18 protein-coding genes are annotated in these 18126 nt (G+C 65.5%); 12 read left to right on the top strand and 6 right to left on the bottom strand.

Annotated elements, in window-relative coordinates; all coding sequences use genetic code 11:
• Positions 1-74 precede the first annotated feature (74 nt).
• Positions 75-995, top strand: a complete 921-nt coding sequence (locus ACZ60G_RS02570; RefSeq protein WP_465806583.1) for a LysR family transcriptional regulator — start codon at positions 75-77, stop codon at positions 993-995.
• A 101-nt stretch (positions 996-1096) separates the two neighbouring features.
• On the top strand, positions 1097-1255 hold the full coding sequence (locus ACZ60G_RS02565) for a hypothetical protein (protein WP_465806582.1): 159 nt from the start codon (positions 1097-1099) through the stop codon (positions 1253-1255).
• 14 nt (positions 1256-1269) lie between these two features.
• Here the strand turns inward: ACZ60G_RS02565 and ACZ60G_RS02560 are convergent, their stop codons facing one another.
• Positions 1270-1983 (bottom strand): DsbA family oxidoreductase, encoded by a 714-nt coding sequence (locus ACZ60G_RS02560; RefSeq protein ID WP_465806581.1) that lies wholly within the window; start codon positions 1981-1983, stop codon positions 1270-1272.
• Between the two features lie 180 nt (positions 1984-2163).
• On the opposite strand from ACZ60G_RS02560, the gene ACZ60G_RS02555 reads away from it, so the two are divergent.
• A complete protein-coding gene (locus ACZ60G_RS02555; protein WP_465806580.1) occupies positions 2164-2925 on the top strand; it encodes a hypothetical protein in 762 nt (253 codons plus the stop codon).
• Between the two features lie 9 nt (positions 2926-2934).
• Here ACZ60G_RS02555 and ACZ60G_RS02550 read toward each other — a convergent pair whose 3' ends face one another.
• A complete protein-coding gene (locus ACZ60G_RS02550) occupies positions 2935-3870 on the bottom strand; it encodes an alpha/beta hydrolase (RefSeq protein ID WP_465806578.1) in 936 nt (311 codons plus the stop codon).
• Between the two features lie 46 nt (positions 3871-3916).
• Between ACZ60G_RS02550 and ACZ60G_RS02545 the strand changes: the two genes are divergently transcribed.
• Positions 3917-4300 carry a MerR family transcriptional regulator gene (locus ACZ60G_RS02545; RefSeq protein ID WP_465806577.1) on the top strand — a complete coding sequence of 128 codons (384 nt, stop codon included), beginning with the start codon at positions 3917-3919 and terminating at the stop codon, positions 4298-4300.
• Positions 4301-4412: 112 nt separating this feature from the next.
• Here ACZ60G_RS02545 and ACZ60G_RS02540 read toward each other — a convergent pair whose 3' ends face one another.
• On the bottom strand, positions 4413-4745 hold the full coding sequence (locus ACZ60G_RS02540) for a hypothetical protein (RefSeq protein WP_465806575.1): 333 nt from the start codon (positions 4743-4745) through the stop codon (positions 4413-4415).
• A gap of 402 nt (positions 4746-5147) precedes the next feature.
• Here ACZ60G_RS02540 and ACZ60G_RS02535 point away from each other — a divergent pair, with 402 nt between their 5' ends.
• From ACZ60G_RS02535 to ACZ60G_RS02520, 4 genes are all read left to right on the top strand, one after another.
• The gene (locus ACZ60G_RS02535; RefSeq protein ID WP_465806573.1) at positions 5148-6197 is read left to right on the top strand and encodes a helix-turn-helix domain-containing protein; all 1050 of its coding nucleotides are present in this window, start codon (positions 5148-5150) and stop codon (positions 6195-6197) included.
• Positions 6194-7633, top strand: a complete 1440-nt coding sequence (locus tag ACZ60G_RS02530; protein WP_465806571.1) for a pyridoxal phosphate-dependent aminotransferase — start codon at positions 6194-6196, stop codon at positions 7631-7633. Before ACZ60G_RS02535 ends, ACZ60G_RS02530 begins: the two co-directional genes overlap by 4 nt.
• Positions 7630-8559, top strand: coding sequence for a Rossmann-fold NAD(P)-binding domain-containing protein (locus ACZ60G_RS02525; protein ID WP_465806569.1), 930 nt, complete (start codon positions 7630-7632; stop codon positions 8557-8559). Before ACZ60G_RS02530 ends, ACZ60G_RS02525 begins: the two co-directional genes overlap by 4 nt.
• Positions 8560-8763: 204 nt before the next feature.
• Entirely contained in the window at positions 8764-9327 is a 564-nt protein-coding gene (locus ACZ60G_RS02520; RefSeq protein ID WP_465806567.1) for a TetR/AcrR family transcriptional regulator, read from the top strand.
• Here ACZ60G_RS02520 and ACZ60G_RS02515 read toward each other — a convergent pair.
• From ACZ60G_RS02515 to ACZ60G_RS02505, 3 genes are all read right to left on the bottom strand, one after another.
• Positions 9315-10469, bottom strand: a complete 1155-nt coding sequence (locus ACZ60G_RS02515; protein WP_465806566.1) for a permease — start codon at positions 10467-10469, stop codon at positions 9315-9317. The genes ACZ60G_RS02520 and ACZ60G_RS02515 overlap by 13 nt on opposite strands.
• Positions 10470-10504: 35 nt before the next feature.
• The gene (locus tag ACZ60G_RS02510; protein WP_465806564.1) at positions 10505-11629 is read right to left on the bottom strand and encodes a metallophosphoesterase; all 1125 of its coding nucleotides are present in this window, start codon (positions 11627-11629) and stop codon (positions 10505-10507) included.
• Positions 11630-11747: 118 nt separating this feature from the next.
• The gene (locus ACZ60G_RS02505) at positions 11748-12668 is read right to left on the bottom strand and encodes an esterase/lipase family protein (protein ID WP_465806562.1); all 921 of its coding nucleotides are present in this window, start codon (positions 12666-12668) and stop codon (positions 11748-11750) included.
• A 181-nt stretch (positions 12669-12849) separates the two neighbouring features.
• Here ACZ60G_RS02505 and ACZ60G_RS02500 point away from each other — a divergent pair, with 181 nt between their 5' ends.
• From ACZ60G_RS02500 to ACZ60G_RS02485, 4 genes are all read left to right on the top strand, one after another.
• On the top strand, positions 12850-14073 hold the full coding sequence (locus tag ACZ60G_RS02500; RefSeq protein WP_465806560.1) for a hypothetical protein: 1224 nt from the start codon (positions 12850-12852) through the stop codon (positions 14071-14073).
• An 80-nt stretch (positions 14074-14153) separates the two neighbouring features.
• Positions 14154-16175 (top strand): glycosyltransferase family 39 protein, encoded by a 2022-nt coding sequence (locus ACZ60G_RS02495; RefSeq protein ID WP_465806558.1) that lies wholly within the window; start codon positions 14154-14156, stop codon positions 16173-16175.
• Positions 16176-16406: 231 nt separating this feature from the next.
• Entirely contained in the window at positions 16407-16979 is a 573-nt protein-coding gene (locus ACZ60G_RS02490; protein ID WP_465806556.1) for a TetR/AcrR family transcriptional regulator, read from the top strand.
• Between the two features lie 98 nt (positions 16980-17077).
• Positions 17078-18118 (top strand): medium chain dehydrogenase/reductase family protein, encoded by a 1041-nt coding sequence (locus tag ACZ60G_RS02485; protein WP_465806554.1) that lies wholly within the window; start codon positions 17078-17080, stop codon positions 18116-18118.
• The last annotated feature ends 8 nt before the right edge of the window (positions 18119-18126 follow it).

The following is an 18126-nucleotide window of genomic DNA, read 5'->3' as shown; positions in this document are numbered from 1 at the left end:
GGGGCCGTCCGAGCATCGGGTCCATCTCACATTTCCGGCTGTGCTGTTCGGCTCAGCCGCACAACAATGGACCCATGCTGAACCCTTGGCGACTGCGCCTGCTCAGCCAGCTCGACTCGCTCGGCACTGTCCGCGCGGTCGCGCAGGCCGCCCACCTGAGCGCGTCCAGCGTGTCCCAGCAGCTCGCGGTGCTGGAGGTCGAAACCCGCACCCAGCTGCTGGAACGCACCGGCCGGCGGGTCCGGCTCACCCCCGCCGGGCTGATGCTGGCGCGCCGCGCCCGGGGCATCCTCGACCAGATGGACAGCGTCGAGGCGGAGCTGCGCAGCCTCGGGGAGGAACCGGTCGGGTCGGTCCGGCTCGGCGCATTCCAGAGCGCCATCCATTCGCTGTGTGTGCCCGCGGTGACGCGCCTCGCGCAGACGCATCTGCACCTCGATGTCGAACTGATCGAGCTGGAACCGCACGAGAGCATGCCCGCGCTGCGGGTCGGTGACGCCGATATCATCATCACCACAACCGATTTCGTCGAACATCCGCTCGGTTCGGATGTGGATATCGTGCCGTTGGCCACCGATCCGATCGTGCTCGTCCTGCCACCGGAGCGCGCCCTCCGTGGACCCGCCGACCTCGCCGCCTACGCCGACGAGCCGTGGGCCTTCGATATGCCGAAGTCCTATATGGCGAATCTGGCCACCCGGCTGTGCCGCGAATCCGGATTCGAACCGCGGGTGGTGTGCCGGTTCAGCAATTACCTGATGACGTTGCAGCACGTCGAAGCCGGACTTTCGATCGCTCTGCTCCCCGGCTTGGCGGTCGATCCGCGCTATCGCGTCGCGACCCGGGAACTCGCCAATCCAGTCACCCGCACTATCACCGCAGTCATCCGCCGCGGCGCACCGCCACGTGCCGCCGTCCATCTGGTTCTCGAGGAACTGCGCCGGATTCGCGAACTGCCGGTCGACCCGCGTCTATCGACGACTTTCGAAGCGTGAGAACACGTAAGTCGGGTTGAGCGTGATTTCGGCCGCGCCCTGAGTACCGCCCGTTCCGGTGAATCCGGAGGAGACCTCGCTACGCGGACTATCGTCGAACTATGGGCGTTATGGGTGAACTGTTCCCCGGGCAGAAGCTGGCCGACGAAGGTAGCGAGGACAGCGACGGTCAGGTGCACCGCCCGCGCGTCGATGTCGATCTCGATGCCGGTGTGGTGCGGCTCGGTCCTGCCGCGAAGTCGACTGAAGAAACCGATTAGGACTGTGCCGCAGGCTAATTGCGCGCGGGCAATTCGCATCCGTCCGGCCCGCAGACCTCGGTTCCGCCGATGGTCTGAATGACCGGTTCCCGATCGGCCCAGGCCTGGTCCAGGGCTTGGGCGAAGACTTCGGAGGGCTGGGCGCCGGAGACACCGTATTTGCGGTCGAAGACGAAGAATGGGACGCCTCGGGCGCCGAGTTGGGCGGCTTCCTGTTCGTCGGCGCGGACGGCGTCGGCGTAGGCATTCGGGTCGTCGAGGACGGTGCGTGCGGCTGATTCGTCGAGTCCAGCGGTGACGGCGAGTCGTACCAGGCGCTCGTTATCGGCGAACAGGGACTGTTCTTCGGCGAAATTCGCGCGGTAGAGAGCGTCGAGGAGGGCGTCCTGTTTGCCTTCGGCGAGTGCGAAGTGCAGCAGGCGGTGCATATCGAAGGAGTTGCCGTAATCGCGGCCTTCGGTCAGGTAAGGCAGGCCGATCGCGGCGGCTTGTGCGCCGATGCCGCGTTCATTGGCGGCCGCCTGCGCCTCGCTGATGCCGTATTTGTGCGCGATCTTGGCGATCACCGGGCCCGATTCGTCGGCGGGCAGCGTCGGATCCAGTTCGAACGAGCGGTGCACCACCTCGACGTCGGCGCGGTGCGGGAAGTCGGTCAATGCCTGTTCGAACCGCTCCTTGCCCAGGTAACAGAAGGGGCAATTGATATCGGTCCAGATCTCGACCCGCACGGTCGACCTCGCTCTCGTTCGAACCCCCCGGATTGGCAACAGTTCGGGTACCGGATCTGTTCCCCGGGCTGCGTCGGTGCTCAGTGACCGGCCGGACCAGGCAGGACACCAATCGCGCAGCTCGAACGAGCTTCCCACTGGAGGTGAGTTCGGGTGTTCTCCGCCACTTAAGCTGAGCTAATGGAGCAGCCGAACTCCGCCCGAGCCATTACATCTCGACACGGGACCGCACCGGCGAGAGCGACACAAGGCCGCGCCGCGGAGCTGACAGAGCTCCGGGCGCGGCTGGGACCGCTCCAAACCTATTGGGGCTACGTACTGGCGGCGGTCGGCAGTACCGCCACCTTTATCCTGCTGTTCCAATCGTGGATCACCGCGCAGGGGCCCGACGGCAGGGTCGCCGCCAACGCCTTCGGTCGGCTGGAAATAACTACGAACGCCATGAACGTCTGGTCGAAAGTGGCGCCCAAAACCCCGCCGGTCACTGGCATGTGGGCGATCCTCGCCAGCGCCGCCATCATCGTCGCGCTCTGCGCCATCGTGCTGAACATCCGCCTTCGCAATGAACTTCTCGCCCGCCTGGCGATGATTTCATTGGCGTGTGCCGCGCTTTTTGTAATCCTGTGCTTGATCTACCTCAATGGCAAAGGTGCCGAACTCAAGGCGATGACCGGTCGCACCTATGATCTGGGCGGTCAGATCGGACAGATATTGAACTGGGCTACCGGTCGAGGCAAACTGGCCATCCCGGGCACCAGTACCGCCAGCTACGCATCCGCCAGTCTTACCCACTGGGGATTTCTCGCCGTGGTGACCTCGCTCGGTTCGACCATGGCGGCCATCGCACAATGGCTGCTCCTGCGTCGCGCGACCGACAATCCGGTGCGCCTGTCGTGGCGGATGCCCATTGTCCTTTCCCGAGCACCGTCGAACCCCGACTGACGCAATTCGCTACCGGGCGAATGCCTTCCGCAGCGCCGTCGCCGCATCGAGTCGGGCGCGCTTGCTGTCGTCGAAGGGATGCCGGACGAATTCGTGGATCATTCCCGGATAGCGGGTGGCCGTGACCGGAACCCCTGCCTCCTCGAGTCGCTGACCGTACTCTTCGCCCTCGTCGCGCAGGGCGTCGAATTCGGCCGTGACAATGAGTGCCGGAGGCAGCCCGGCCAGGTCGGGGGCGAGCAGTGGGGAAACCCGCGGGTCGAGCTTCTCCTCGGAACTGTTCAAGTAGCCGTCCATGAACCAGTGCTGGGCATCGCGGCTGATATTGCCGTACTTGCCCGCGTACTCCGTGATGCTGAAATTCGTTCTGCGGAAATCGAGATCGGGATAGATCAGCAGTTGGAAGGTCAGTGCCGGACCGCCGTTGTCGCGTGCCATGCGCGCGACAACGGCCGCCAGATTGCCGCCCGCACTGTCGCCGCCGACGGCAATGCGAGTGGCGTCGACGCCGATGCTCGCCGCATGCTCGGCGACCCACTGCGTCGCGGCGAAGCACGCGTCGGGTGCGGCGGGAAACTTGTGTTCCGGAGCCAGGGGGTAGTCGACCGAGACCACGACACATTCCGCCCCGTTGGCCAGACTGCGGCACAGTCCGTCATGGGTGTCCAGATCGCCGAGCATGAAGCCGCCGCCGTGGAAGAACACCAACGCGGGGAAGGGGCCTTCGCCAACCGGGGTGTAGATCCGGAGCCCGCCAATGCCCGGGACGGTGCGGTTCTCGATATCGGCAACGGGCTCCGGTTCACCGAGTAGGGCGATCTGCCGCCGCCATCCCTCGCGTGCCTGCTCCGGGGTAAAGGTGTGCACCGAGCCGAAATCCGCGCGGGCGAGACGGTCCAGATACGCCTGAACTTGGGGGTGCAGCTCTTCTTTTGTTTCGCTCATTGGCCTATCGTCTGACTTGAAGCACGCTTCAAGTCAAGGAGTAGTCATGGTGCTCGATATCGCGGAAGTGGCCGCACGGTCCGGATTGGCGCCGTCAGCGCTGCGGTACTACGAAAAGCGCGGGCTCATCGAATCCGACGGGCGCAATGGTCTGCGGCGCACCTACCGGCCCGAGGTGATCGACCGCCTGGCGCTCGTATCCTGTGCTCGCGCAGCGGGTTTCACACTCGCGCAGATCGTGCGGTTCCTCGTGGCCACCCCAGCGGATACCGAACTCCGCCGCCATATGGCGGAGAAGGCTCGGCAATTGGACGAGGACATCGCTCGACTCACTCGCATGCGCGACAGCCTCCGCCACGCGGCCACCTGCACCCACCAACCGCTGGTCGAGTGCCCCGACTTCAAGCAGGCGTTCGGTTCGGTGCCGTAGCGGGGGTTCGCATTCTGCAGCTCGTGAAACAGGGCCCGGCGAGTGGTGCTCGCCGGACCCTGTTTCGGCGTGACGTCAGGTGGCGCCGACCCCTCCGCGGCGCCAACTGCCGTTACGCGGCCGGTGTGGTCGGTACCGCGATGCGGCAGTTGGCGCCGGCTTGCCGCCGGTCTCGTTCGAGGATGCGGGCGTGCAGCAGCACGACCGCCTGAGCCAATTCGAGGCCGAGATCAGCGGCTCGGATGGCGGCGATCTCCATGGCGAGCACGTAGTCTTCGGGATCCGGATCGCTCAGGGTCTCGTCGAGCACCATGCCGGTCATGGCCTGCTTCCGTGTCAGCAGTCGGCCGGGCAGCCAGCTCAGGACCCAGCCGCTGCCGGTGAAGCGGGCGGTTTCGGGGGTGATGTCGCTGGTGATCAACCAGTCGGTCAGCCTCAGAGTCATGACCCCTCCCTTGGTCGATCGAAACCATCTGTCCCGGAAAGCGAGCTCCGGATCAGATGTGATGCTGACAACAATGCTATGGATCGCCACTTCTGGATGTCAACTAAGCATAGAGGCTATCTGAAGATATTTACCAATCAATATTGCTTAGATTCAAGCAAATTCGGCCTTGTGTATCTGGAATCTGCTCCGTGAGAGCAGCTTTGAGTACCGCTATGCCCGTTCGAGGTCATCGGTATCGGAGTGGCTTTGCGCAATATCCGCCCGCCCGTACGGTTTCCAGCGATCGCCCAGAAAACTTCCATCGTCGCTATCGCTGCCTCGCGGCGTAACGTGGCTATGATGACGTCGGATGACACATCGTGAGCATTGAGAATCCGAGCGTAGGGATGGAGGCGCGGCATGGCTGGCTCAGGGCCGGACGGTGAGCAGGTCGGGGATCTGGTCCGTCGGCTCCGCACGGAACGCGGGTTCACCCAGGCCGCACTCGCGGCCAGGACAGGTTGTTCGCGCAGCCTGATCCAGCAGATCGAGAACGGGACTCGGGTGCCACCGCTACCGCTGCGCGAACGGCTCAGCCTGGCGCTCGGCCAGGAATTGCCCTCGACCGACGGTATCGCCGACGATCTCGCCGGCGGCGGATACCACGATCTGCGCATGCGCTTCAATGTCCTGCTCGGCAAGGACCCTGAACTCGTCGAGCGGGCGCTCGGCATCGCGGGCAGCCTGATCGATGCGACCTTCGCGCGGGAGGAGATCGAACCGCTGCGCATGATCGCGGATCGGCAACTGGAGCGGGCCGAGGAAATCCTGGCGCAGATCCCCTCTCGCAGCGCGACGGTCTGGGAATGGAATACCGTCAGCGACTGGTTGATGATCCTCGAGCAGGCCAAGGCGTCGGTCCGCGCGATCCACACCGCTGATCTGGGCACCATCGGCGGCGACGTCGGCGACGACTATCACGCCGCGATTCTGCGCCTGGCCGATACGACCCATCCGCCTCGAATCGATGTGCGACGCATGTATGTCCTCGACACGATCGAGGATGTGTGGCCCTATGACGACAAATTGTGGAAACAGGTGCGTACCGGGGTGGAGAGCGTGCTGGTCAAGCGTGAGCACGCGCGCAATGCGCAGAGCATGCTCATCGTCGACGAAAAGTACGTCGCCGTCGGCGAATACGACTATTCCCGGCAGGCGCGCGTGGCGACCAGGTTCTCGGCCTTGAAGCACGATGTCGCATTCGCGGTTCGCCGGTTCGAGCGTCTCTATGAGCTCAAGGTCGCCGGTTCGGGCATTGTCGTCAACGATATCGTCGCGTCACCGGAACTGGCCGGTTACGAGCGCCTCACCGAGGGCGATTGCCGCGGTCTGTTCCGTGCGGCGCTGGAACAGAGTTGGCGCGAGATGACCGCGCCGGGAGAGCCGTCCTTCGAAAGTGAGGTGTCGTGACTCGGCAGGCTGACAACGATCGGCTGCCTTGGCGGACACCGGCACCCAGCCTCGCCGCCCGCACCAATCGCTCCGAGGAGCGCAAGCGGGAAGTGCGTCGGCATCTGGGTGCGCGGCCGCAGTTCGCGGGGACGGGCGACCGGACGTATTCCGATGTGCTGGATGCCTACCACGGCGAGACCGGTCTGCCGCTGGCCGGAAGTGCCGTCGCCGCACTGGATCTGGCATGGCGCGAACTGATGCATACCCAACCGCCGGACGAATACGCCGACGGCACGCTGTATCACAAGCGACAGCCGCTGGTATTGCGAGAGTTGGCGGCGCACAAGCTGTTCGGGCGATTGGCGGAGCCGGTCGACGGGATACCTGGAGTCCGGGTATCGCCGGAGGAGGTCATTGTCTGCCCGTACTCGAGCACCATGCTGCTCGAGGAGGCGGTCGCAACGCTCGCCCGCCCCGGCGGTGTGATCGTGTATCCGGAAGGCCTGTACAAGAGCTCGGGCATTCACGTGGAGAAGTACGGTCTGCGGATGGAGGCGTGCCCGGTCGCGCCGGATGACTCCTTCAAGATCGACCCGGATCTGCTGGCATCCTGCCTGGACTACTTCGCCGACCGTGACGAACTGTGCGGCGTGCTGCTCACACTGCCCGGGAATCCGGTATTCACCGACTATTCGGCCGAGGAGTTGCTGGCGATCGGCCGGGTGCTGGTTGCCAGTGGGGTACCGGTCATCTGCGATATGGCCTTCGATTGCATGGTGGAACGGCACATTCCGATCGCCGCAATGCAGATCGCGACCGACGACGGTTCGCGTCGGCTGTACGACCAGGTGTTGACCATTACCGGAAACTCCAAGGGCTACAACGCCTTCGGGCCGTGCAAACTGGGCGCGGCCTGCTCGGGTGATGCCGAATGGCTGGCCAGGATTCGAGAGCGGCTGACCATTTCGTTCCAGCGTGAGTCGACGCATCTGGCGCGGGCGATTGTCGAGCACACGCCCGAGAGTTACTTCGCGCAGAACCGGGTGCGGATGCTCGACCAGCTGGATCGCGCGCACGGCCACATCGATGCGATCAATGCTCGGCTCGGTGCGAAAGTCATTCGGCCGCTGGGCAGTCGGCAGGGCATGTTCCTCACCGTGGTCTTCGACGAGGCGGTCCTCGACCAAGCGGGCGTCGAAACCAGTGCGGAGATAGAGGATCTGCTGCTCGCCGGTGCCGGAATCGATAGTGTCGCGCTGGACCGGACCGGATCCGAGCGACTCGGTGTCCGATTCAACGTGCTCGCGCCCCGCAAGGCGCCGGGGCGCGAGTCGGCGGATCTGGTCGACGAATTGTTCGACCGGCTCGAACAGCTCCTGTATGAGATCCGGAATGGGCTGACCTATCCCAAAGTGCTGGCCGGGTGCGGTCTGCCGGTCATCGGACAACAATGATTGTCGGAGTTCTACGGGAGACCGCTGCTGAGGAGCGGCGCGTCGCGCTGATACCGGACGATGTGCGCGGGCTCGCGGGCGTGCGGGTCATCGTGGAGCACGCTGCGGGCCGGTCCATCGGATTCGACGACGCGGATTACGTGGCGGCCGGGGCACAGGTGGGCGAGCGTGCGGAGATCCTCGCGCGTTGCGATGTGGTCGTGTGGGTGAAACCTCCGGCATACCAGCTGGATTCGGTGCGACCGGGTACGACCCTTATCGGATTCCAGGACCCGCTGCATCGCCACGACGTGATCGCGGAACTGCGCGCACGCGGCATCGAATCCGTCGGCTATGAAACCGTTCCGCACTCCCGCCCCGATATCGATGCGCTCTCCGCGATGAGCCGGATAGCGGGCGAAGTCGCCTACGGGCTAGGGCGACAACTCCTTTCGGCCGAGGGGCCGGTGCGCGCCCTGATCCTCGGCTGCGGGCAGGCCGGACTCGCCGCCATCGCCACGGCGGCCGCGCATGGCGACGAGCCGACCGCGCTGGGAAACCGCAAGGAACAAAAGTCCGCCGCAATCCGGCGCGGTGCCAAGGCATTCCTGCCGAATCCGGACGGGCTTCTCGCCCACCTCGCCGCCGACCCGCCCGCCCTCATCATCTGCGCCGCCGTGCACCGCGGCTACCGCGGCCCACTGCTGCTGGACGCCACCGCACTGGACACCCTCCGAACCGGAACGGTGATCGTCGACCTCGTCGCCAAATCCGGCGGCAATTGCGTTGCCACTGTCCCGGATCGCACCGTAACCCTGTCGAACGGTGTAATCGTCACGCATCGGTCGAACTACCCGACCCTGCGTCCGGTGGAAGCGAGTCACGCGTACAGCGCCGCCACCGCCGCCTTGCTGAAAAGTCGTACTGGGTTCAGCGCGGAACAGTGATCGGGTCGGTGCAACTGGCTGCCGCGTCGACCAGTGAGCACGGCTGGGGTGCCCGAGTCGGACGTCAGTCGCCGGGAACACCGCTATTGCGGGTGATCGCGGTGTAGATGGCGTTGTGCGCCTGGGCGAGTCGGTCCTGCATACCGGGCACATCGGTGGCCTGGAGTCCGCCGAAGGCGATCCGTGAGTGCCTAAACTGGCCCGATGGCGAAACGGGGTCCCTACGGCAAGGGCATAGAACGACGGGAGCAGATCCTCGAGGCCGCGCTGCGCACTATCGCCGAGCGCGGGTACTCGGCCACCTCGATCGCCGAACTGGCCGATGCGGTCGGGCTGAGCCAGGGCGGGCTGCTGCACTACTTCGGCTCGAAGGAGGAACTGTTCATCGCCGTACTGCGCAAGCGCGACGAATCCGACGCCGCCGCATTACACGACTCCGCGCCCGAGGCATTCATCGAGGTGATCCGCCGCAATACCGAGGTCCCCGGCCTGATCGAACTGTTCACCCACATGCAGGCCGCCGCCTCCGACCCGACCCATCCCGCCCACGACTACATGCGGCAGCGTTATCGTCTCGGCATCCAAGCCTTCTCCCACGCGCTTCGCGAAATGCAAACGGCGCGCACCCTCCCCGCCGATATCGACACCGACAGCGCCGCAACCATGTTCTTCGCCCTCGCGGACGGCCTCCAGGCCCGCTGGCTGATCGACCCGACCATCGATATGGCGGCTCACCTCGAACAGGCCTGGCGCCGCTACGTCATGTGATCGTGCTCGGTGTCGGGGGAGCCGTCCATCATGCGCAGCATCGGGATTCCGCCGGTACGAACGAAGATCGTGACCAAGACGGCGGCGAGGATGAGGAAGGCGATATTGAGCCAGGTGGTGTAGTTCCAACGGATTCCTTCCGCCATCACCATGACGTTGCGCTCGGTCGGGATGAGATTTGTGGTGCCGAAGAGGATTTCGACGACATACCCGGCGCCGACCATGGCGGTGTAGAAGGTGGCGAGCAGGGTGAGGGTCATGCGGGTGCCGTAATACTTGCGGTAGATATTGAGGATCGGGAGGATCAGCAGGTCGGCGTAGATGAAGGCGATCACGCCGCCGAAGCTGATGCCGCCGTTCCACAGCACCGCGGCCAGCGGGACATTGCCGATCGAGCAGACGAAGGACCCGATCGCCACCAACGGCCCGACGATCGGTCCCCAAATGGCCGACAGCAGTGGATGATCGGTGAGGAAGAAGTTCTGCCAGAACGTCTCCGGCACCCATGCGCCGATCGCCCCCGCGATGAGCAGACCGATGACGAGATCGCGCAGAATCGCGGCCCATTCCATCACGAAAACATGGGAGACCGCGGAAAGCCCCGGCCGTGACAGCAGCCTTCGTATGAAGGAGCCTTCGGCGGCGACCGCCATATCCATGGCGGCATGGCCTTCCATCGATCCGGCGAGTCCACGGTCGGCTTGGCGACGGGCCTCCTCGACGAGCTTGGACCGCACGAACAATCGGAAAAGCACCGCGAGCAGCACGATCATAATGGGCCCGCCGACGAATTCGGCCGCGGTGAACTGCCAGCCCATCAGCAGCGCAAGGATGACGCCGAGTTCGATGACGAGATTGGTCGATCCGATTTCGAACGCCATCGCGGCGGTGAAATTCGCCCCCTTGCGGAACAGCGAACGAGCCAGCGCCACGGCCGCATACGAGCACGACGAGGAGGCCGCGCCGAGCCCCGCGGCAATGGCGAGGGTGCGCGGCCGATCATCGCCCATCAGCCGCAGAATGGTCGACTTGCGCACCACCGCCTGCACTACGGCCGACAGCGCGAAGCCGAGAATAAGAGCCCAGAGGATCTCCCAGGTCATCGACCCGGCCAGGGATAGCGCGTGCCAGATAGCGTCCACTACGCGAAGCTATACCCCTACGGGGAGACTCTCGTTCAGGCGCTGCGCAAGACGAGGACGGTGATTTCGCTGGGCGCGAAGACCCGGAATTGCGGACCCCAGAACCCGGTGCCACGGCTGGTGTAGAGCTGGGTGTGCTCGCCGTGGCGGCTGAGACCGGCGACCACGGGCTGTTCGAGGCGGACCAGATAGTGGAATGGCCAGATCTGGCCGCCGTGGGTGTGGCCGGAGATCTGCAGCGCCACCCCGGCCGCGGCGGCCTCGATGACCTGCCTGGGTTGATGGGCCAGCAGGACGATCGGTGCGTCCTGGTCCGCGCCCGCGAGGGCGGCAGGGAGGTCGGGCCCGTGTCCGGGCAGGCCGACGCCGGTGGGGTCATCGATGCCCGCAAGCACCAGCCGGTCACCGCCGCGAGTGATCGTCTCGTGTTGGTTGTGCAGCGGCTGCCAGCCGATCGAGGTCATGTGCTCGATCCAGCCCGCCGCATCGCCGAAGTATTCGTGATTGCCGGTGATGTAGAACCTGCCGAGCGGAGCCTCGATCTTGCCGAGCGGGTCGACCTGCGGATGCCGCTTCTCGACCGAGCCGTCCGCGAGATCACCTGCGTGGCAAGCGATATCGGGCTGCTCGGCATTCACCACATCGACGACCTTTTCCGACCAGCGCAACCGGTTCAGTGCGGCGTAGTGGGTATCGGTGATGACCACCATGCGCAGTCCGTCGAGCGCCGGTCCGAGTCCGCGGATCGCGACATCCAGGGTGTGCACCCGAGGCACCCGGCGCGCCTCGATCACACCCCAGATCGACAGCGCGGCGGCGATCACGAATACGCCGGCGGCGACGATCCTGGATCGCGCCGGATCGTCCACCCCGCTCACGGCCAAGCCGAGCCCGACCACATTGCCGATCACCGACCAGCTGAAAACTACCCACATCAGCCCGAGCAGGGTGTCGCCGACTATGGATGCCGCATCGTGCTGCTGCGGACCATGACCGAGAAACATCGCCGCGGGCAGGCAAACGAAACCGGCCAGGAATACCGCCGAGCCGAGCCAGAACAGCGCCCCGTCGGTCGTAGCGCCGATCAAGGTCCACCACGGGATCAGGAACAGCAGGGCGGGAATCGCCAGAAACAGGACGATGCGCGGCACGTATTTCACGAAAGTTCATTCCTCGCGGTGGACGGTGCGGCGCACGGTCCCACCACCGGAGCACCATGGGCGTTATCGACGATAACAGCGTTGATGCAAGTGCGTCGGTGTCTGTAATCTGCGCAGGTCAGCCCTGGCAGGTGGGACCGCTGTACGCCGGATCGAGGGCTTTCTGCACGACGTAGCCGACGGTGGGGGATTCCGGCAGCGCGCCATGGTCGAACTCGTCGTCCGGGCACAGGTCCTGCACCCAGACATTGTCGACCGTGGCCCCGAGTCCGGCAATGAGAAAGGTGGTCTCGGGCGGGGTGACGACCCGGTCGAGACGGCTGGCGATAACCGTGTACTTGACTCCCGGCTCGGTATCGCCCCCGGCATTGAGGCTGCGCAGGAATTCGCTATCGATCAGCTGTTGCGCCGCGGCAGTGCCCAGATATCTCGCGATCAGGCCGAGGATCGGCGCCTGCGCACTTCCGGTCGGCAGGAGAAAGCCGAGCCCTTCGGCGGTGGTGCCGTGATTGGTCGCCGCGATGGTGACCAGATGGTCCACCTTGTTATCCGCCGGATTCTGCTGATTCGCACCGCCGTCGAACCGCATGAATTGCCGAACCAGCGGACCGCCCTGGGAATGCGCGACGATATCCACCTTCGGCGCACCGGTGGACGTACGCACCTCGTCGACGAATCGCGCGATTTCCCTGGCCGAGTTGCGCATGTCCGCGGTGCCGTAGACCCCGGGTTGTGCACCTCGCATACTGGAGATCGCGCGCCCGTAACTCAGCGAGAATACGCAGTAGCCCTGCGCTTTCAGCTGCGGTGCGAGCACATCCCACGAGTTCTGATTCCCCCAGGTGCCGTGAACCAGGACAACGGGTTGTGGATGCGCCGCCGAGGGGCGGCACGTCCAATCATTTGCACCGACCGGCGGCACGCTCCCGTCCGGACGTGCATCGTCGGCGTGCGCCGGGGTGCACACGCCGAACAGGGTGCCGATGAGTACCGCGGGCACGATAATCGGTAGGAGAAGACGCGAACTTTTCGCAAACACCGCAAACGCTCCTTCGCTCACAAATCGGGACCTGCAAACGAAACACGCCATCGGCTCGGTGATCTGGGCCGAAACGGCTGACAATCGCCTGGTTAATAACATGGCAGCGAATGCGGAGCAAATATGCTCGGTCGGCTGGCGAGTCGCGGAAATACGAGTCGGCGGTGTCAGGATGGTCCGTGTGGTCGTTCGAGAGGAACCCGAATTCATGGGCAGCACACCGCGTTCGGTAATCGCACTGCTCGCCGCGGCACTGCTCGTGGCCCCTGCCTGCGGGTCCGATAACGCACCGGCGGTCGCGCGCGGCGCGGTTGTCAGCACCACGCCGGTCACGCAGCTGTCGGCGGAACAGACAACGACCTATCTGGCCAGCGCGAACATCGGCACCCCCGCGCGCAATGGCGTCGACGCCTATCGTGTCGTCTACCGAACAGTCACTCCGGACGGCGACCCGACCACGGCGAGCGGCCTTGTCGTCTTGCCGCGCACCGAGTCTCGGCGGCTGCGTGTCGTCACCTATGAGCACGGCACGCTGGTGCTGAAAAGCGATGCGCCCTCGGTGAACGACACGCGTGCCGATCGGGCCCGCACCGTCATGTTCGCCGCGGCGGGCTACGCGGCCGTCGCGCCGGACTACCTCGGTCTCGGCGTAGGCCCTGGCGCGCATCCCTACACCCATGCGCCCTCGGAGGTCAGCGCCTCGGTCGATCTGCTGCGCGCCGCCCGCACTATGGCCGCCGGAAAGCAGCACGACCTCGACCCCGACGTCCTGGTCACCGGGTTCTCCCAGGGCGGCCAGGCCGCGACGGCACTGGGCAAGGCGCTACAGGGCGGTGACGCGCCCGGCTTCGGACTGGCCGCGTTGGCCCCGATCAGCGGCCCCTACGACGTTCAGCACGTCGAGACGCCCGGCGCCATCGCGGGCCGGGTCGTCCCGGCGGTCGCGGTCTTCTATCTCGCCTACTGGATCACCGCGATGAACCGGATCTACCACCTCTACGACCGGCCCGCCGACGCCTTCCAGGAACCGATTGCCGATCGCATCGAACAACTCTTCGACGGACAGCAGAACGAGATCACCATCGGCACCGCCCTGCCCGTGCGTCCCGAACTCTTGCTGACGCCGAAGTTCCTTGCCCTGGCACAAGATCCGACCGGAACCGCGCGCGAAGCGGTGGCCGCTAGCGACGGCACCTGCGCCTGGACCCCGCGCGTTCCGGTCCACCTCTACGCCGCCACCGGCGATCGCAATGTGCTCTACGCCAATGCCGAGCACTGTCTGCAAGCCATGCGCACCGACCAGGCCACCCTCACCGATCTCGGCGATATCGACCACTCCGCCACCGCGCGCGTCGCGCTCCCGCAAATCCTCGACTGGTTCCAACGCGAAATTCCGGCGACCTGAACAGTTACCGCACCTGGGCTCACAGCGGACTGACAGGAAACGCAAAGGGGGTCCACCGGGACGGCTGTGATACTCCCCAGGTGACAGTGACCAGTGCCCCGGCGTCCCTGCCCGACACGACCCCACCCGATACGACGCCGCCCGATACGACCCCGCCCGCACCCGCGACAGCGTTGCCGCCGATCAGACGGTGGGAGCGCATCGGGCTGGCGGTGCTGCTGATCGCGACGGCGGTGGCCTATCTGTGGAACATCTCCGTCAATGCCATGGGCAACAGCTTCTATGCCGCGGCGGCTTGGTCGGGCTCGCGGGACTGGAAGGCGCTGCTGTTCGGCTCGCTGGATCCCGGGAACTTCATCACGGTCGACAAGCCGCCGGTATCGCAGTGGGTGATGGGACTTTCCGGTCAGCTGTTCGGTTTCAGCAGTGCGAGCATGCTGATACCGCAGGCACTCATGGCCGTCGCGACGGTCGCGCTGATGTACGGCGCGGTGACCAGGGCCGCGCGGAGCCGCGGCGCGGGATTGCTCGCCGGTGCCGTCTTCGCGGTGACACCGGTGGTGGCGTTGATGTTCCGGTTCAACAATCCGGATGCGGTGATGGTCCTGCTGATGACGGCGGGCGCGTATTGCACGATCCGAGCACTGCGGCAGGCGAGTGTGCGGTGGCTGATGCTGGCCGGTGTCGCGCTCGGCTTCGCATTCCTGGCGAAGATGCTCGAGGGATTGATGGTTCTGCCCGCATTGGGCATCGCCTATCTGATCGTCGCGCCGACCGGACTGCGCACGCGGCTGTGGCATCTGCTGGCCGCGGCGGGCGCGCTGGTCCTGTCCTCCGGCTGGTACGTGGTGCTGACCATCCTGTGGCCGGAATCCTCGCGGCCGTATCTGGCCGGATCCACGAATAACACTTTCATGGATCTGGTGCTCGGCTACAACGGCTTCGCCCGCTTCCTCGGCCGCAACCACAAGGGCGGCAACCGCTTCGAGCTGCCACCCGGCTACGAAATGCCGCACAATGCCGGAGGCGGACAGGGCTTCGGCGGGTTCGGTTCGGGACCGGACCGGCTGTTCACCGGTGAAATCGGCTACGAGATCTCCTGGTTGCTGCCCGCGGCGATCCTCGCCTTCGTTCTGGTGCTGGCATCCCGGTGGCGCGCACCACGCACTGATCTGGTTCGTGGCGCGGCGTTGACCTTCGGCCTGTGGCTGATCATCGACGGCATCGCCTTCTCGACCATGAAGGGCGGCATGCACGCCTACTACACCTTGGCGATCGGGCCCGCCGTGGCGGGAATGTTCGCACTGGGTGTGCACGAAATGTGGCGCCGCCGCGCCGACACTTTCGGTCGAATCGGCTCCGCCGCACTCATTCTCACCGCCGGTGTCTGGGCATTCGTTGTCCTGCAGCGGAATTCGGATTGGCAGCCGTGGCTGCGCTGGACCATCATCGTGATCTCGGTGCTCGCGGCGGTCGGTCTGGTCGTCGCATCGCTTCCGGCGGCCGGGCGACGTCGCGTGCGCGACCGGGTGACCTCCGTGCTGGTGATCGCGGGCGTCATCGCGGGTCTGGGTGGTTCGACGGCATACGCGGTGGCGACGCTGCCGCAGTCGCATACCGGCGGCGGCCCGACGGTCGGCCCGGCCAAGGCGCGCAAGCCCGATTCCCAACAGCAATCCCAGGTGGGCCGGATCATGGGCGGCAACTTCGCGGAGCCGCAAGTGGTGAACATGCTGAGCGACACCACGACCCGCTGGTCGGCGGCCGTGGACCGTTCCTCGACCGCGGCCACCCTCGAATTGGCCAGCCACACAGCGGTTATCGCGATCGGCGGCTTCACCTCCGAGGATCCGGTGCCCACTCTCGATCAGTTCCAGGAACTGGTCCGCACCCACCAGGTCCGCTATTACCTGGCACAGGAAGTGCAATTGCCCGATTCCTGGCGCGTGCGCAACCAGGGCGATGCCGCCACACCGGCCCCGGAGGACGAGCCGTGGCGACCCATCGGCCACAAGGACATCGGCGACTGGGTCGCCGCGCACTATCAGGCCGTCCACATCGGCAATGTCGCGGTCTACGACCTGGCCGCGACACCGAACTGAGAGGTGCCCGCCGCTACCCGCCGCGCCCAGGGTCCGGTGGGTTTCGGCCAGTGTCCTGAACGGATCGGCTGTGCGAGGTGAACATTGTCGAGACCGATTCGAAGGGGTATCGCCGCACCGACGGAGTTGATCTGGTTGAAGCCTTGGACCACTTCGGATTTGGGTTCGGCGCTGGTCTGACGACACGTGCGGGTTGACAGCAACGGGAAGAGTGAGTGTATAGTCACTCACATGAGCAGACGCGGTGTTGCCCTTTCTACGTCGGAGATCCGGCGCGATGCGGTGGTCGATGCCGCGATCGCCGAATTCGCGCAGACCGGATACCACGGGACGCCCATCAATACCGTTGCGGCGCGGGCGGATATCTCGCCCGCCTACGTATTCAAGTTGTTTCCCGGCAAGATCGCGCTGTTCATCGCGGCGCTGGATCGGTGCTACGAGCTGGTGGAGCGAGCGCTGTCCGCAGGCGCCGCGCGGGTCGATGGTGCCGCGCCCGATGCCATCCTGCACGAAATGGGTGCGGCGTATGCGGAGTTGATCGCCGATCGAAATCTGTTGCTGCTGCAGGTGCATGCGCAATCGGCGGTCGATATTCCGGAGGTCGCCGAGGCGGTGCGCCGTGGGCTCGAGCGCGTCGCGACCTTCGCGAAGACGCGCTCCGGTGCCGATGACGCGGCGGTGCAGCGCTTCATCGCCTACGGCCAGCTCTGTCATCTCATCACCACGCTCGGGCTCGACGGTCTCGATGCCGACTGGGCGCGAATGCTGAGTGCCGGTATTCGGCACGTCGATCCGACGACGTGAGGTGTAGTTGTTTCAAGCGACCGTTGCCCCTGCGGGGGCACTCTTTTTAACCATAGAGTGACTGTTCGATCACTCACTCTGAATCGAAAGGCAAACCCATGAACACCCAGGCAATCCAGATTCTGCTGCCCGGCCCAGTCGACCCGACGGGCTTGCAGGTCACCCATCGCGAGCTGCCCGCACCGGCCGAGGGTGAGGCCATGATCGCCGTCGAGGCCAGCGGCGTCTCCTTCGCCGAACAGCAGATGCGCCGCGCGAAGTACTACGACCAGCCGCCCTTCCCGTTCGTGCCCGGCTATGACCTGGTCGGCACGGTGACTGCGATCGGACCAGGCGTGGATCCGGCACTGCTCGGCCGGCGCGTCGCCGCACTGACCAAAATCGGCGGTTGGTCGAGTCATATCGTGCTGGCCGCTGCGGATCTGGTTCCGGTGCCCGATGGCCTGGATCCCGCCGCGGCCGAGACCTTCGTCGTGAACGGCATTACCGCGTGGCAGATGCTGCATCGCATCGCCAAGGTTCGCGCAGGTCAGACCATTCTGGTGCACGGCGCCAACGGCGGCGTCGGCTCGACGCTGGTGCAACTGGCCCGCCACGCCGGTATCCGGGTAATCGGCACGGCGTCCGCACGGCATGCCGAGGCGGTCGCGGCACTGGGCGCGGAGGCGATCGACTACCGCGGCGATGTGGTGGCACAGGTTCGAGCGCTTGCGCCGGGCGGGGTCGACGCCGTCTTCGATCATGTCGGTGGTCCCGGGATCGTCGCCTCGTTCCGCCTGCTCGCACCGCACGGCACGCTGGTCTCCTACGGCACCGCATCCACCAGAGACGATCCGGGCAACTCGCGCCTTCCGGTGCTCGCGCTGGTCGGCCGATTGATTTGGTGGAACCTATTGCCCAACAAGCGGAATGCGCACTTCTTCAATATCTGGTCGGGCCGGCGCAACCGCACCCGGTTCCGCGACGCGATCGCCGCGGATCTCGGCGCGGTATTCGAGCTGGCCGCGGCCGGCAGCCTGCGTGCGCAGGTGGCCGCTCGTATTCCGTTGACCGAGGCCGCCCGGGCGATGGAGCTCGCCGAATCCGGCACCGTCACCGGAAAAGTCGTCCTCGTACCCGGAAACTCACTGCCGCACTGAATCTTTGG

The organism is Nocardia sp. NPDC102475 (assembly GCF_055584605.1).
The sequence above is the reverse complement of the archived record's forward strand: the minus strand, read 5'-3'. Positions and strand labels throughout refer to the sequence as shown.

Bases quoted from the DNA above. Each gene is read 5' to 3' on its own strand.
- ACZ60G_RS02570 (WP_465806583.1), top strand. From the start codon at position 75: ATGCTGAACCCTTGGCGACTGCGCCTGCTCAGCCAGCTCGACTCGCTC.
- ACZ60G_RS02565 (WP_465806582.1), top strand. From the start codon at position 1,097: ATGGGCGTTATGGGTGAACTGTTCCCCGGGCAGAAGCTGGCCGACGAA.
- ACZ60G_RS02555 (WP_465806580.1), top strand. From the start codon at position 2,164: ATGGAGCAGCCGAACTCCGCCCGAGCCATTACATCTCGACACGGGACC.
- ACZ60G_RS02550 (WP_465806578.1), bottom strand. From the start codon at position 3,870: ATGAGCGAAACAAAAGAAGAGCTGCACCCCCAAGTTCAGGCGTATCTG.
- ACZ60G_RS02545 (WP_465806577.1), top strand. From the start codon at position 3,917: ATGGTGCTCGATATCGCGGAAGTGGCCGCACGGTCCGGATTGGCGCCG.
- ACZ60G_RS02540 (WP_465806575.1), bottom strand. From the start codon at position 4,745: ATGACTCTGAGGCTGACCGACTGGTTGATCACCAGCGACATCACCCCC.
- ACZ60G_RS02535 (WP_465806573.1), top strand. From the start codon at position 5,148: ATGGCTGGCTCAGGGCCGGACGGTGAGCAGGTCGGGGATCTGGTCCGT.
- ACZ60G_RS02525 (WP_465806569.1), top strand. From the start codon at position 7,630: ATGATTGTCGGAGTTCTACGGGAGACCGCTGCTGAGGAGCGGCGCGTC.
- ACZ60G_RS02520 (WP_465806567.1), top strand. From the start codon at position 8,764: ATGGCGAAACGGGGTCCCTACGGCAAGGGCATAGAACGACGGGAGCAG.
- ACZ60G_RS02490 (WP_465806556.1), top strand. From the start codon at position 16,407: ATGAGCAGACGCGGTGTTGCCCTTTCTACGTCGGAGATCCGGCGCGAT.
- ACZ60G_RS02485 (WP_465806554.1), top strand. From the start codon at position 17,078: ATGAACACCCAGGCAATCCAGATTCTGCTGCCCGGCCCAGTCGACCCG.